We start from the raw sequence: 14,014 nt of genomic DNA, 5'->3' as shown, positions 1-14,014 counted from the left end.
GAATAACATGGAAAACTACGATTTACTTACGGGTGTTGCTCATTTTGCAATGTATTTTGGGATTGCGATCGTTTTTTTGGTGGTTTTTAAAGGCGTATATGGTTTAGCAACGCCTCATGCTGAATGGAAATTAATCAAAGAGGAAAAAAATACTGCAGCTGCAATCGGTTTCGGTGGAGCCATTATTGGATTTTCAACAGCCTTAGCTGGCGCAGTTAGTAATTCTGGTGGTTTAATTGATTTCGCTATATGGGGAGCGATTGCCTTGTTGGCTCAAGTGCTTGCATTTTCAATTGTGCGCTTTGTTTTTATGCCCAAAATCACACAACGAATTGAAGACAATGAAGTTAGTGCTGGGATTGTCTTAGGTGCCACAAATGTCGCTGTTGGCCTGATTAATGCGGCGTGTATGACTTACTAGGAGAGCTAAAAATGAAACGTTCATCTATTTTAGATCTAAGTCTGCTGCGTAAAAAGGGGCGAGTATTTGTACTTGCGCCTATTTCTCTTGCTGTATTGGCTGGTTGCTCAGGAAGCAGCGAAGAACAAGTAAAGTTTGTTACCTCCATTGAGGACTGCACTTCATCAACACAGCTTAGCGAAGAACAATGTTCGGCAGCTTATACTAAAGCAGTCGCAGATGCGCAGGCTACCGCTCCTCGTTACAGCTACTTGCAAGATTGTGAGAGCGAGTTTGGTACATGTGAACAGCGAGGGAATTTCTTTGTTCCCTTTATGGCTGGCTATATAGTTTCGGAAATTATCGATGAAGTCGGTGATTCATTAGAAAAACGCCGTTATTTTGGGCATTCGTATCCTACTTATCTATACAGAGGTAGTGGTAGTTACCGCAACAAAATCATGACCAGTGATGGTTTTGTGGTAGGCTCACCCGGGCAAAGTTCATATAGAGTATCAAGAGACGCATTAAAGCCTAAAAAGGCCGTAACTCGCACAATTTCTCGTGGCGGTTTTGGATCTACTGCATCTGCAAAAAGTAATTGGGGTAGTTCAAAAGGTAGCTCAAGAGGTTGGGGCGGCTAGATGTTACGAATCAAGTGCCAAGAGCGCGATAACTGGCGCTTGATGGCACAAGAGTTCGGTTTTAAGTTTCATACTATGTATGGCGAAGCTTATTGGGACGAAAGCGCCTACTATCGATTTTCGTTGAACCAAATCGAACATGATTTAGAGAAGCCGACCCAAGAGATTCATCAGATTTGCCTTGGGGTAGTCGACGCTGTACTAGCCGATGATGAGTTATTACGAAAATTTGCTATTGCTGAACAGTTTTGGCCCTTACTGCGAAAAAGCTGGGAGCAAGGCGACCCTTCGTTATATAGTCGTTTAGACTTTGCATATAATGGTGAGCATCCCGCAAAGCTATATGAAAATAACGCTGATACGCCAACATCTATTTACGAGACTGGTTTTTGGCAATGGCTTTGGCTAGAAAACCAAGTTGATCAACAAGTTTTACCAAGACACAGCGACCAATTTAATTCTCTTCAAGAAAAGTTAGTTAATCGTTTCAAGGAATTGCATGCCCTTACGCCAAGTCGCGACCTCCATTTTGCTTGTTGTAAAGGTACACCTGAAGATAGAGGGACTGTACAATATTTAGAAGATTGTGCAAAGGCAGCAGGAATTAATACAAAGTTTGTATATATTGAAGATATCGGGGTTGATAAAGATGACCAATTTACCGACCTAGACAACCACGTTATTACGTGGATGTTTAAACTATATCCATGGGAATTCATGTTTGAAGATGAATATGGTGCTTTACTAGGTAAACAAAATATACGTTGGGTTGAGCCGCCTTGGAAAGCGATTATTTCCAATAAAGCTTTGTTGCCCATGCTGTGGAAGCTTTATCCTGAACACCCTAATTTGTTACCCGCATTTTTTGAAGACGAATTGCATCTAGTGCCTGATGATATGGTGTTAGTTAAAAAGCCAATATTTTCAAGAGAAGGCGCTAACATTAGTTTTACCGATAGTAAAGGCAATCCACTAGAAGACCAAGTAGACTCATATGGTCCTTATGGTGAAGAGGGGTTTATATATCAACAAAGACATGCACTTCCTCAATTTGAAAACAATCACACTTTAATTGGAAGTTGGCTAGTAGATGATTTGTCTGCTGGCATCTCTGTTAGAGAGGATAGTAGCGCGATTACACAAGATATGAGTCGGTATCTGCCTCATATCATTGCATAGCACAATAAACGTTTTTATTGCCTTATGAATTCTTCAAACGACTCACCAGTAACTTTCGTGATCTGCTTAAAAAGGTAAACGAGCGCTGTAATTAACAATATTGTGCTAGGGATCACGATAACTGGGTAACTTAACGCGGTCATTCTACCTAATTCTTCGGTGTAAGCTGTTGTTCCGGGTTCAGATACGAGTATGTACTTTGCAAGGGCATAATTTAGGCATGACGACAGTGCAAATGATGCCGTTACGATATATGAGCTGACAGCGACTTTGCTATTAAATAACTCAGTAGCATTGTTCTTGGCTAAGGTTTGATTAAGTTTATCCCAATCAATCAATGCATCGTTAAGTATGAGGGCTTTGACTAATGGATTGCCGGTAAATTGCGTAATCAGCACTGCCAAACCTATTGCTGCAGGGATCGCTGCCTCTTTGATCGCCATATAATGAGCTGGTAGCTTTAGAAGACTTATTCCTCCTGTTAGCAAAACACTCACAATGCCTAGTACTGAGAATAAGTTTATCTTTTTAGTTTTGATAAGTTCGAGCAAGCCATAAGACAGTGGAAACGCAAGTGCAACCACCACCGCCCAAGCGGGACCTAAATATTCATCTGAAGACGCATTTGTCAGAATCAACACGGGAATAACAATATTAAAAATCAGGTTCCCAAAAAAACCAGACTGTTGTCTTTGGTTTGGATTACTCGTTGAATTATTTTGAGACACTTGTTTCCTTAACTATGTTTGACTTCCTTCTTTGGTGAATATTCTAACACCATACACTTAATGTAATAATATTTTATAACGATAAATTACAATTAGCTTAAAAGTCTTCATCAAAATCAACAGAGACGCCCGAAAGTGAACCTAAGTGTTCGTCGGGATTGGCAGTTGCAGCATTCTTTTTCATTTTGATCATCAAGCGCAAATCGTTTTGTGAGTCAGCATGATAGAGAGCTTGTTCTTCACTAATTTTACCGCTTGCATACAAATCATATAAGGCCATATCGAAGGTTTGCATACCTGCTTCTTTGCCTTTTGCCATTGCTTCTTTTAATTCACCAATTTGATTGCGCATGATCAAATCGGAAATGTAGGGAGAGTTGAGCAAAATTTCAATGGCTGCGACACGTCCTGTTCCATTTGCAACAGGCACCAGTTGTTGCGCGACAATTGCTCGCATATTTTGGCTAAGGTCAAAGCGAAGTTTGTTGTGCAATTCTCTAGGCGCCAAGTGCATGATTCTTTCTATGGCTTGGTTAGCATTATTCGCATGCAGTGTTGCGACACATAGGTGCCCAGTATCGGCAAACGCTAAAGCATATTCCATGGTTTTCATGCTTCTTATTTCACCAATAAGTATGACATCAGGCGCTTGTCTTAATGAAGTTTTTAATGCGTGATCAAAAGAAAGCGTATCAATACCCACTTCTCGTTGAGTAATAATGCAATTATCATGACGATGTAAAAATTCAATTGGGTCTTCTATCGTAAGTATATGTCCGTAAGAGTTTTTATTTCGGTGATTCAGTAGACTGGCAAGCGATGTTGATTTACCAGTACCTGTTCCGCCGACTAGAAGAATAAGACCCTTTTTGGACATGATGACATCGTTTAATACTGGGGGTAGGCCTAAGCTTTCTGAGCTAGGTATATCAACGCTGATGCGTCTTATTACCATACCAGGTAGCTCTCTTTGCCAAAATGCATTACACCTAAACCTGCCAACACCTTTTTTACTAATCGCAAAGTTACATTCTTTATCTTTTTTAAATTGTATCATTTGTTCATCATCCATAGCTTGATGTACTAAGGATAAAGAGTCGTCATAGGTAAGACGTTGGTCATCAATTGGCTCGAGTTCACCATTGATCTTTGCACTGACAGGTAGCCCAACTGAAATAAATAGGTCCGATGCACCTAGGTCTTCCATCGTATGTATATAGTTGTCTAATGATATCATCTTCGCTACTCACTGCTTTGGGCATATAATGTTGTATCGGTCAATTTGATGATTAGTATACTGCTTTTTGTGATCAAATTGCTTCGTAAAATGTCGTGTAGGCACTACGCCTTGTCAAGCGATTGCCAATCAATGCCATGAATTCTTTTATCGGAAATATAAAATATTTTGTCACCTGCGCGTAAATTCTCTGAAAACGATGGATTAACAACGATTTTGTGAATGTCATGGTTACTAGCCAAGCCAATAAAGATTGCATCGTGTTTTTCTTTTAAGGCATAAAATAAATCTTTGGTATTGATTTGATTGACACTATCGGGCACTAATGAGGAGAACTGCGCCTGACCCTCATAAACATCTAACAAATCATGATGCAACAAACTAGAACCTGGATCAAAAGCTGATTTTGCCAGCATTTCAACAGCAACGCTTGGCGTGCATTCTATTTCGGGGCAGTGTTGTTGCAATAAGCTAACGAGACTTTCATCGTCAAAGTAGGCCACCTTATGCGCAGATTTGTTCTTTTGAGAGCAGTAAAGAGCGGTTGTCATTGTTAAATCATCTTCTGGATTATCGATGATAATAGTTGCCGCATCTGCCGCGCAAGCCTTATCCATATCTTCATCTTTGTTAAATGAAGATACTTTGACAAACTCAATATCTGAAGGAAATGGGTTTTCAACCTCGGCCCTCACGCACAAAACAATCTCTGGTTTTTCAAGAGAATCAGCTTTTTCTATCAACAATAATTTGATTAATTGTTCGGTTCTTTTACCGTTCCAACCAATCACCAAAACATGCTTACTTACATTGAGAGAATTCAACCCTTTTGCTCCTTTTTGCCACTGTAAACTTACCCAGCTTGCTATTCTGCCTAGTACTAGCGCAAATATTGATAAACCCATCGGAATAATATAAACCGCGACCAGTATTTTACCCATATCAGTACTTGGCGACATATCGCCATAACCAACCGTTGAGCCAGTTACAACTAACCAATAGATAAAATCATTAATGCCTAATAGCGCTGTTTCATCCGCAAGCCACAATAAACCATAGCTTGAAAATGCATAAAACAGCATCATGGCTACGATTAAATACCATCTCATGTTAGAAAAATAACGTAGCATTATTTTTCGACACTTTGTCCAGATTTGCATATTTTCTACAAGGTTAATCACTATGCATGTAGTGTGGGAAAAATCGATGATAAATACAAGCTAAATTTAGTAGGCTTGATGGCCGTTTACCCACTAAAATAGTGTAAACTACAAGGCCGAAGTATATTTCGTTGCTTGATCTGATTTCAGAAAAAACAAACCCGGCAAGGCGCCGGGTAAAATAAAAACACTAGGGAGGTGTTTTGAAGTGTTTGTAGTTTAAGCTAATAATTTTAGACTCGGGGTATAGAGACTTAGTCACAGGTATTGTTGTCAATACGCGAGTAAAATGATCCCAAATGAGTCAAACTAATAACTACATACGACACATGCAAAACAACCCAATAAAAGAGCGAAGAACCCTTTAAATGAAAATTACAGATTTTGATTTTGATCTACCTGAATCCCTTATTGCTAAGTATCCAGCAAAACAACGAACCGCGTCTAGAATGTTACAGTTAGATGGACGCAGTGGTAAAGTTAAACATGGGCACTTTACCGATGTGTTGGATTTATTAGAAGAGGGCGATCTTCTTGTATTTAATAATACTCGTGTCATCCCTGCTAGGTTGTTTGGACAAAAAGAAACAGGCGGTAAAGTTGAAATACTGCTTGAGCGTGTACTTAGTGATAACACAGCTTTAGCCCACATGAAGTCGAGCAAATCACCTAAGGCCGGTGCAAAGATCGAATTAGAAGGAGGCTTGATTGCTGAGGTTTTAGGACGCCAAGAGGCGCTTTTTCATATCAGTTTTAATGGCGAAGAAAATGTGTTTGACTTGTTAGAACGTCATGGCCATATGCCTTTGCCACCTTATATTGACAGGCCTGACGAAGATAGTGACAAAGAGCGATATCAGACGGTTTATAATGAAAAACCCGGCGCGGTTGCGGCTCCAACTGCAGGCTTGCATTTTGATGAGCAGATACTGCAAGAAATTGCGAATAAAGGTGTCAACACTGCATTTGTCACTTTGCATGTTGGGGCGGGTACGTTTCAACCAGTAAGGGTTGAAAACATTGAAGACCATCAGATGCATGCAGAATATGCAGAAGTGAGTCCTCAGGTCGTGGAACTTGTCAAACAGACAAAGAGAAATAATAAGAAAGTGGTTGCCGTGGGCACAACATCGGTTCGTTCGCTTGAGTCCGCCGCTCAAAATTCGACAGACATCATTGATACATTTCTATCAGACACGAGTATTTTTATTTATCCTGGCTTTGAATTTAAAGTAGTTGATTGCATGATCACTAACTTCCATTTACCACAGTCAACGCTAATGATGCTCATAAGCGCTTTTGCAGGTAATGAAAACATAATGTCGGCGTATCAAGAAGCGATTGAACAACGATATCGATTTTTTAGTTATGGGGATGCCATGTTTATTACTGGTCAATAATATCGTTGTTACTGTTCTTGGTAGCCGTCACGCAACTGAACATCAATTGCATTAAGTACTTCTGCTCTGCTAATAGAACCTAATAGGCTTCCTTCGTCATCAACAACGGGGTAAATTTTAGGTTTTTCTTTAAGCATTAATTGAGCTACTTCTAGGACCGAATCATAATCTTTGACAGTGATTACTTCGGTCTTCATTATTTCCCTGACGTAGCAAACTTGTTGCCTGTAATAACTTGATGTGATCATATGCTCTAAACAGTCTATCTCAGATAAAAATCCAATCACAATGCTATTCTTGTCAACAACAGGACCGCCGGATTGTTTGCTAAGCAATAAGCTTTCAACAGCTTCAGCAACAGGCATATCTTGACTCAATTTGACTGGACGGCGATTCATATAGTCGCCTACTTTTAACGATTTCATTTATTCTCCTAAATGACCTTTTTAGTTTGGGTCACCTAGTAGGGTAGTAGATATTCGGCAAAACCACTATAAAAACAACACTTATTTGCCTAGGACATTAGTCGCGTGGAAGAAATATGAAAGACATAAAAAAAGCCAAGTTAATACCAAGATGGTGCGCATAAGTGGATCCAAAGAAGTCGCTTTTACTAGCGGCTTCTTTTTCCCAAAACTTAGCGACTCTATTGACGCTGTGGTCGTCATCCGCAACGTAAATAGCCACTGCATCACCTATTGAAACAGGGTTGTATTCAAGCATATCTCGGTCTAGATACTCCATACCATCAACCATGTATACATATTCGTAATACCAAGTATGAGTGCTTCTACCTTTGGTTTGGTAAATGTCAGTGACCAGAGCTTCTATTTTAAAAGCACCGCTCTCCATAAGTGACTCGTTTCTTTGATAGTTAAGTTCACTGGCAATGAAAAAGACTGGCATGAAGCAGATTAGAAATGTAAGCGGCCAAAATAACCTTTTTTCTACCAATTGAGATTGACGGGCTTTGAAGTGCTTCTCTAGCCAAACCGTCAACCCACCGCACCCGACCACATAAAAAACTAATGGGTAGTACTTAAACTCAATCCTATGGCCTATAAAGTATGTAAGGACCGTTCCGATTGTAATAATTGACAATAACAGCAAAAGCCAGATAGTTTTCTTTTTCATTTCATCCTTTAATCGTCTTTATTGTTGTATCTGCCCAAATAAATTATTTGCTCAATTGTAACAGTACCACGAGCAAGTCCTAGTCTAACAGCCGGAGTCTTGTTGTCCTGCTCACTTTCCTGACAATAGTTATAGAAGACTCTGAATATATCGCCAAGCAGTTGATATAGCTCGGGGTTGTATGGGGTATAACCGTACCAGACCCGCTTTGCATTAGATCCTGAGTGATATGGTCTCTCGAAGATACTTATTTTGCGTCTTAGCTGAAGAAAAAAACGATCTATAGCGTGTAGTCCACCTTTTCTGTATAGGTTAGATTGGTGATCAATATCTAAATCGTAGATGTCAGTTATCACTATGATTTGTTTGTCTGTTCAAATTCATGTTGGAGCCAGACCCTAGCATATCTTCTCTGATGCTTTTTTAGTCTCGAATCACCTATCATTGTGGCATGGGCTTCAGTTTCGCCGGGGTCCATTGAAGGATCATAATTAAAATTAAAAGCTAGTACGTAACCACTAGACAAATCAGCAGTACCCGTGCCATAAAACTCAGAATTCTTTTTTGTTTTTCTATCAGTCCAATTTGATATTTGTATTTGCCTGTCTGTGCACAGGTACATGCAGTTGAATTGTTTATTTTCGAGTCTTCTTTCCCTATCAGCTATAAATCTAGTACATTGTGAATGAATGAAGCGTATCCGCCGATAAAGCGTTTGCATAGACAAATCGAGAATAAAACATATTCTCCGCAATGGGACACGCGAAATCAAAAGCTTGAATAAGATCTTATTTATTTCAGGTCTAGAGTGCTCTCTCGACTTACGTTCAGACGTCCATGATGTTGAGCAACAGTTACAAAAGAAACGTTGTGACCCAGATTTAGTCTTGCCTCTTTTCTTAATGTTAATCAGTTAATAATTAGTATTAGATGGACATTGTTCATTTGGGCATGTTTTGCTCAGATCCACTAAGTAATGGCTTATACGTTGGAATTCCTCGTAAGCAGCTTCATTACTCTTTATTTGATGGTAGACCTGACGCCTTGGCTCTACGACTTTGAGTTTTTGGCAGGTCTTGCATTTGATTGCAACCACATCCTTATCTGTCCCGCTTAGTGCATAGAGCTTCTGGCTGCGCTTAACAGGTTTTGCTTCATTATCTTTTTTGTGTTGAAATACAGATTCTTCATCGTCTCTATTCAATACACCAAAGTTCTCGCACGTTGGTGTTCGACAAAAATTCACCTGCACTCCGTTATTTTCTGAGGGGATTCGGGGTGTGTTCTGTTGTTGAAAAGATTTTTTTGTCATGAAAGGTACGAAGAACATGTATTTATATACAGTTTTCTAGCGTACCTCGTCATAAATGCCAAATTTTAGATCCACTTATCCGCAACGGCTTGAGTTAATACTTGGCTTTTCTTTAAACGTGATATTTACAAACCTAGCACTTCTTTACCTTGGATAAACGTGATATCGACTGGAATCTGCGCATCTGAAAGTTTATCAAGTTCTGCTTGTAAAGTGGGTTTGATTAAACCGTATTGATTAACTAAAGCATCTACACCAACATAATCACCATCTCCTTGCAGGGTGAGAATTTTAGCTGATAGCGAGTCAATCGCTTGTTCCATCTTGAGCATGTCAACTTTGTATAACCCAGCGTCATCTCTTGTAAAAGCGCCTTTTTGCTCAAAGTAATTGAAGCGAATCATATTTGCTTTACCGTGTGCGCTTGATGCGCCAAAACGAACTGACCTGAAAATTCCAGCCATAAACGTAACATAGTAGTCTTCTAAACTACCCTCAGTAATTTCTCCTTTTTCAAGCAGTTGCTGAACCATATACAGGCCTAATATATCGGCCTTGCCTTCTTCTAAAGCAGATGCATGTTCTTTTAAGGCTGCACGAACTGTTAAATCAGAATTCAGCACATTTTTTATGCCTAGGCCATGTGCGACTTCATGAAACATCGTGTTGCCGAAAAAAGCATTAAACGTAATATGTTCGCGTTGCTCTGGCGCAATAAGCTGCTCAGATATAGGGACAAGGATATGATCAAACTTAGCTTGCATTGCATTTTTAAGCTGCAGACGACGGGTTCCTTTTTCGAGTTGAACTTGCTCGTCGTTAGGTAAATTGATAGCAATAGTTTTGCTTCCAGCATTTGAATGCCCGGCGTAGTAAATCACATCATATGCGTTTAAGTCTGCCTCTGTGCCAAGGCATTTGTGCTTTGTATTGTTCAGGGACAGGCAATCCCGTTTGTAGTTCGGGTAAAAAGGCCGCGTATTTGGCGAGTCGCTCGCTCCACTGAGTGTCTTTTAGCAACACATAAGATTCAAACGCGGTCCTATATCCATAAAGTTGATCTTCATACGTTTCAATTGGACCAATCACAATATCAATTGGATTGGTTTTCATATCCATCCATGCGAAGTCAGATGCTTGATATTCATTGGTGACTAAAGCTGTAGCTCGCATTCTAAGATAGTTGGCAAACTCAGGATTTTCAGCTAATTTTGATGCACCTCTTAGTAGATCAGCAGCATAATCTAGTTCTTCTTTAAACACTTCATTGTATGGGGTGGTATATAGTTTCCCTAGTGGATTCCTTTTTACCAAGGAATATAGACCGTCTTTGTCTTTAAATTCGGTAGCCTCAAACTCTTCTTTAGTCATATCAGCGGGGTAAAACATGGCACCTAAAGGTTTTTCTTCGGTATCTATAACAAATGGTTTGTCACTATTTAATCTATCCCACGGGCCGTAATTTATGTCGGCAAAGCTGCGAAGTTTAGGGTCTTCGATTGACGATAAGAATAATTCTTTGTCGCCATCAAAACTCTGTTTCCAAAAAAGGTCATCCATGATTTTTGATGCATCAATTAGTTTCGCCAACATCTGGCGTTGATTATCAGAGTAGCTACTTAAATCAGCTTCAAGCGTCACTGGAAAATAAATATCTAGGCGGGCTTCATCGATTAACTCCTGAGTTTGTGGCGTCACATCACTTGCTGACACCTCAGGTATTTCTTGCTCTTTAGGCGCTTCTGAGCAAGCGGCAATTAAAAAAGAACAACAAATTAAGGAAAAAATTGGGGTAAGACGTTTCATAAGAGATCCATGTTTAATTTTTGTTTATTTGTGAGTGCGGTTTATTTTTATACACTTTACGTCAGTTTGGCGAAAGTTTTAACACATATTTGAGTGCAGTAAACTAAGCTGTATAAATGAATGGTATAGATCACTATATCAATTTGTGTCATTACGAGCAGTAAAACTTTGATATAACATACTAACAGTAAAGTGTGTTACGTGTGTTGTAGCGCATATTTTTGACATTCAAAAGGCCTTGAAAAATGATAAAAAAACAGACCCTTGCATTAATCCCTTTAAGCGTTACTTTAGCGCTCATATCCGCTTCTAGTTTTTCTTTCAACACTGCGCTTGAGCAAGATAAAGCACCTACAAATGTAAGTGCGGCTGATTTCATCAATTTGTTTGAAAAACTAAGTGGTGCTCATCCTGGTTTTCGAAAAGCACACGCTAAAGGGGTATGTGCGACCGGAACATTCACACCCACAGAACAAGCTAACCCATTTAGTGATTCGGCATTACTTAGCAATGGAGAATTACCGCTTAACATGAGATATTCCTTGGGAGGTGGAAATCCCAATGCTGATGAACGTGTTCCTGGCGTAAGGGGCTCAGCGATGCAATTTACTCTAGCCGATGGCAGCAAACATACACTGGCAGGCAATTCATCTCCATTTTTTGCAGCGAAAAATCCTGATATTTTCTTTGGCTTGTTACAAAATTTTTTACCAGGGGAAGATGGCAATATTGATATGGCGAAGTTAGGTGCCTACATCGCTTCGCATCCATCAACTCAAGCTAATGCTATGTGGTCCCGAACGACCCCTGCACCATCGTCATTTGCCAACACGCCTTATTTTGGTTTACATACTTTTTTCTATCAGCCTGCTACAGACTCGGCAAAAGTGAAGTTTCGCTGGCATCTAACGCCTGATTTAGGTGCCAAGGGATTAAGTCCTGAACAAGCCGCTGCGCTACCAAGCGATTTTTTAGAAGACAAATTAATGCAACAAGTCGCCAGTGAAGACTCAAAAGTGTCTTTTTCCTTGATTGCGACAATTGGACAAGACGAAGACACTGAGCTTGATCCGTCGGTCAATTGGCCCGATGATCGCCAAACGTATACGCTAGGAACGATTACAGTCAATGAAGTAGGCGGTGATGCATGTACGACTGTAAATTTTGACCCTAACCTGTTATCCAAGGGGTTCAGCTCAAGCGCAGATCCAGTGCTGAAAATGCGCTCTCCGGCATACGGTATCTCATTTGGTAAAAGGATGACTAACCAATAAATCACTGCGTAAAAGTCACTTAAGCGTGACACTTTGGTATGAATAAAAAAGAGAATGTAGCGTTGTGCGCATTCTCTTTTTATTTAAGCTTATTTTCGCCCATAAGTTTGCTATAATCCGCGGCAAATTTTTAAACCGTGATAACCGAGCGGTTCACTTAATAGCCAGTAGAAGCAATGAAGTTTACTTTACTTAATACCGATGGCCTTGCAAGGCGCGGACAGATTGAATTTGAGCGCGGAGTGATAGAGACTCCTGCATTTATGCCGGTGGGCACGTATGGCACTGTCAAAGGCATGACGCCAGAAGAACTTGCCCAAACAAATGCCCATATTTGTTTGGGAAATACGTTTCATCTAATGCTTAGACCTATGGCACCGATATTATTAAGCAACATGGTGATTTGCATGATTTTATGCATTGGGATAAACCTATATTGACTGACTCTGGGGGTTTCCAAGTATTTTCGCTAGGTGCAATGAGTAAAATTAGTGAACAGGGCGTTACTTTTCGTTCTCCCATCAATGGTGAGAAAATCCTACTTACACCCGAAAAATCTATGCAGGTTCAGCGTGACCTAGGGTCAGATATTGTCATGATATTTGATGAATGTACGCCATATCCAGCTACCGTCGAAGAAGCAAAACGCTCTATGGAATTGTCGCTAAGATGGGCTAAAAGAAGTAAAGACGAGCATGGTGATAATCCCTCGGCCTTATTTGGAATTGTGCAAGGCGGTATGTATGAAGACCTTCGAGATGTTTCGCTTGAAGGTCTTGAAAATATCGGGTTTGACGGTTACGCCATTGGCGGTTTGTCTGTTGGTGAACCAAAGCCAGACATGATGCGCATAGTCAAACACACTGCGCCAAAGATACCTGCGAATAAACCACGTTATCTTATGGGGGTAGGTAAACCCGAAGATATTGTAGAGTCTGTTCGACGGGGTATTGATATGTTCGATTGTGTCATGCCGACACGAAATGCTCGTAATGGTCATCTATTTGTCACTGAAGGTGTGATTAAAATTCGCAACGCGAAACATAAAACAGATACCTCTGCACTTGACAAAAATTGTGATTGTTACACTTGTAAAAATTATTCTCGGTCATACTTACATCATTTGGACAAGTGCAATGAAATCCTTGGCGCTCGGCTAAACACTATTCACAACTTACGGTATTATCAAATTGTGATGGAAGGGCTAAGAGATGCGATTGCAAACAATGACCTTGACGGTTTTGTTACAGAATTTTACGAAAATAAGGGACTACCTGTCCCAGAGTTATAATAATACTTACAAAAATAGTTAAAAAGGAAATACATAATGAGCTTATTCATTTCAAATGCACATGCACAAGAAGCAGGTGCCGCTGCACCTGGATTTGGTTTTGAACCATTGATCATGTTGGCCGTCTTTGGTCTTATCTTTTATTTTTTATTGTACCGTCCACAAGCCAAGCGCGTTAAAGAACATAAAAATCTTGTGTCGTCATTAGGCAAGGGAGATGAGGTACTTACGCAAGGTGGTATTGTTGGTAAAATTACAAAAGTATCTGAAGACAAAGATTTTATTGAAGTCATGCTCAATGAAACTAACTCTATTGTTGTGCAGAAATCAGCGGTAAGTGCGGTCTTGCCAAAAGGTACTATGAAGTCTATTTAATCAAAATAAGCCTATTTTGTGGCGTTCTTTTCAATCTCAAAGAGTGCCAAAGCATAATGGCTAAGTAGGATACA

14 protein-coding genes and 2 pseudogenes are annotated in these 14,014 nt (G+C 40.0%); 7 read left to right on the top strand and 9 right to left on the bottom strand.

Translation table 11 applies throughout. The features are described from left to right. The first annotated feature begins 7 nt into the window (after positions 1-7). Genes ACZ1G6_RS11150 through ACZ1G6_RS11140 form a run of 3 tightly spaced genes read left to right on the top strand, consistent with a single transcriptional unit; the run spans position 8 to position 2,223 of the window. A complete protein-coding gene (locus tag ACZ1G6_RS11150; protein WP_472616364.1) occupies positions 8-421 on the top strand; it encodes a DUF350 domain-containing protein in 414 nt (137 codons plus the stop codon). A gap of 11 nt (positions 422-432) precedes the next feature. Continuing rightward, entirely contained in the window at positions 433-1,044 is a 612-nt protein-coding gene (locus ACZ1G6_RS11145; RefSeq protein ID WP_472616363.1) for a DUF1190 domain-containing protein, read from the top strand. Then, the gene (locus ACZ1G6_RS11140; RefSeq protein WP_472616362.1) at positions 1,045-2,223 is read left to right on the top strand and encodes a glutathionylspermidine synthase family protein; all 1,179 of its coding nucleotides are present in this window, start codon (positions 1,045-1,047) and stop codon (positions 2,221-2,223) included. Between the two features lie 14 nt (positions 2,224-2,237). On the opposite strand, the gene ACZ1G6_RS11135 is transcribed toward ACZ1G6_RS11140, so the two are convergent. From ACZ1G6_RS11135 to ACZ1G6_RS11125, 3 genes are all read right to left on the bottom strand, one after another. Next, complete coding sequence (locus ACZ1G6_RS11135) at positions 2,238-2,951, bottom strand: VC0807 family protein (RefSeq protein ID WP_472616361.1); 714 nt, start codon at positions 2,949-2,951, stop codon at positions 2,238-2,240. A 97-nt stretch (positions 2,952-3,048) separates the two neighbouring features. Continuing rightward, a complete protein-coding gene (locus ACZ1G6_RS11130; protein ID WP_472616360.1) occupies positions 3,049-4,188 on the bottom strand; it encodes a PilT/PilU family type 4a pilus ATPase in 1,140 nt (379 codons plus the stop codon). 104 nt (positions 4,189-4,292) lie between these two features. Then, positions 4,293-5,318, bottom strand: coding sequence for a potassium channel family protein (locus ACZ1G6_RS11125; protein ID WP_472616359.1), 1,026 nt, complete (start codon positions 5,316-5,318; stop codon positions 4,293-4,295). 398 nt (positions 5,319-5,716) lie between these two features. Between ACZ1G6_RS11125 and queA the strand changes: the two genes are divergently transcribed. Then, the gene (gene queA / locus ACZ1G6_RS11120) at positions 5,717-6,748 is read left to right on the top strand and encodes a tRNA preQ1(34) S-adenosylmethionine ribosyltransferase-isomerase QueA (protein ID WP_472616358.1); all 1,032 of its coding nucleotides are present in this window, start codon (positions 5,717-5,719) and stop codon (positions 6,746-6,748) included. An 8-nt stretch (positions 6,749-6,756) separates the two neighbouring features. On the opposite strand, the gene ACZ1G6_RS11115 is transcribed toward queA, so the two are convergent. The 6 genes and pseudogenes from ACZ1G6_RS11115 to ACZ1G6_RS11090 all read right to left on the bottom strand — a co-directional run bounded on the left by ACZ1G6_RS11115 (position 6,757) and on the right by ACZ1G6_RS11090 (position 11,000). Continuing rightward, entirely contained in the window at positions 6,757-7,173 is a 417-nt protein-coding gene (locus ACZ1G6_RS11115) for a CBS domain-containing protein (RefSeq protein WP_472616357.1), read from the bottom strand. A gap of 97 nt (positions 7,174-7,270) precedes the next feature. Next, positions 7,271-7,882, bottom strand: a complete 612-nt coding sequence (locus tag ACZ1G6_RS11110) for a hypothetical protein (RefSeq protein ID WP_472616356.1) — start codon at positions 7,880-7,882, stop codon at positions 7,271-7,273. Positions 7,883-7,890: 8 nt separating this feature from the next. Beyond that, positions 7,891-8,238, bottom strand: a complete 348-nt coding sequence (locus ACZ1G6_RS11105; RefSeq protein WP_472616355.1) for a hypothetical protein — start codon at positions 8,236-8,238, stop codon at positions 7,891-7,893. After that, on the bottom strand, positions 8,238-8,504 hold the full coding sequence (locus ACZ1G6_RS11100) for a hypothetical protein (protein WP_472616354.1): 267 nt from the start codon (positions 8,502-8,504) through the stop codon (positions 8,238-8,240). The genes ACZ1G6_RS11105 and ACZ1G6_RS11100 overlap by 1 nt, the downstream gene beginning before the upstream one ends. A gap of 291 nt (positions 8,505-8,795) precedes the next feature. After that, positions 8,796-9,128: a hypothetical protein gene (locus tag ACZ1G6_RS11095; RefSeq protein ID WP_472616353.1), complete on the bottom strand. Its 333-nt coding sequence runs from the start codon at positions 9,126-9,128 to the stop codon at positions 8,796-8,798. Positions 9,129-9,319: 191 nt separating this feature from the next. Further along, positions 9,320-11,000: pseudogene (locus ACZ1G6_RS11090) on the bottom strand (dipeptidyl-peptidase 3 family protein). 245 nt (positions 11,001-11,245) lie between these two features. On the opposite strand from ACZ1G6_RS11090, the gene ACZ1G6_RS11085 reads away from it, so the two are divergent. The 3 genes and pseudogenes from ACZ1G6_RS11085 (at position 11,246) to yajC (ending at position 13,940) form a co-directional block, all read left to right on the top strand. Then, positions 11,246-12,274 (top strand): catalase family peroxidase, encoded by a 1,029-nt coding sequence (locus tag ACZ1G6_RS11085; protein WP_472616352.1) that lies wholly within the window; start codon positions 11,246-11,248, stop codon positions 12,272-12,274. A gap of 176 nt (positions 12,275-12,450) precedes the next feature. Further along, positions 12,451-13,565, top strand: a pseudogene (gene tgt / locus ACZ1G6_RS11080) (tRNA guanosine(34) transglycosylase Tgt). Positions 13,566-13,601: 36 nt separating this feature from the next. Further along, entirely contained in the window at positions 13,602-13,940 is a 339-nt protein-coding gene (gene yajC / locus ACZ1G6_RS11075; RefSeq protein ID WP_472616351.1) for a preprotein translocase subunit YajC, read from the top strand. Positions 13,941-14,014: the final 74 nt, after the last annotated feature.

The organism is Glaciecola sp. HA4-3 (assembly GCF_055693685.1).
Note: the sequence above shows the minus strand (reverse complement) of the source record. Positions and strands in the feature narration are given on the sequence as shown.

Coding starts and splice junctions, on each gene's coding strand:
- ACZ1G6_RS11150 (WP_472616364.1), top strand. CDS start 8: ATGGAAAACTACGATTTACTTACGGGTGTTGCTCATTTTGCAATGTAT.
- ACZ1G6_RS11145 (WP_472616363.1), top strand. CDS start 433: ATGAAACGTTCATCTATTTTAGATCTAAGTCTGCTGCGTAAAAAGGGG.
- ACZ1G6_RS11140 (WP_472616362.1), top strand. CDS start 1,045: ATGTTACGAATCAAGTGCCAAGAGCGCGATAACTGGCGCTTGATGGCA.
- ACZ1G6_RS11130 (WP_472616360.1), bottom strand. CDS start 4,188: ATGATATCATTAGACAACTATATACATACGATGGAAGACCTAGGTGCA.
- ACZ1G6_RS11125 (WP_472616359.1), bottom strand. CDS start 5,318: ATGCTACGTTATTTTTCTAACATGAGATGGTATTTAATCGTAGCCATG.
- queA (WP_472616358.1), top strand. CDS start 5,717: ATGAAAATTACAGATTTTGATTTTGATCTACCTGAATCCCTTATTGCT.
- ACZ1G6_RS11115 (WP_472616357.1), bottom strand. CDS start 7,173: ATGAAATCGTTAAAAGTAGGCGACTATATGAATCGCCGTCCAGTCAAA.
- ACZ1G6_RS11110 (WP_472616356.1), bottom strand. CDS start 7,882: ATGAAAAAGAAAACTATCTGGCTTTTGCTGTTATTGTCAATTATTACA.
- ACZ1G6_RS11100 (WP_472616354.1), bottom strand. CDS start 8,504: ATGTACCTGTGCACAGACAGGCAAATACAAATATCAAATTGGACTGAT.
- ACZ1G6_RS11085 (WP_472616352.1), top strand. CDS start 11,246: ATGATAAAAAAACAGACCCTTGCATTAATCCCTTTAAGCGTTACTTTA.
- yajC (WP_472616351.1), top strand. CDS start 13,602: ATGAGCTTATTCATTTCAAATGCACATGCACAAGAAGCAGGTGCCGCT.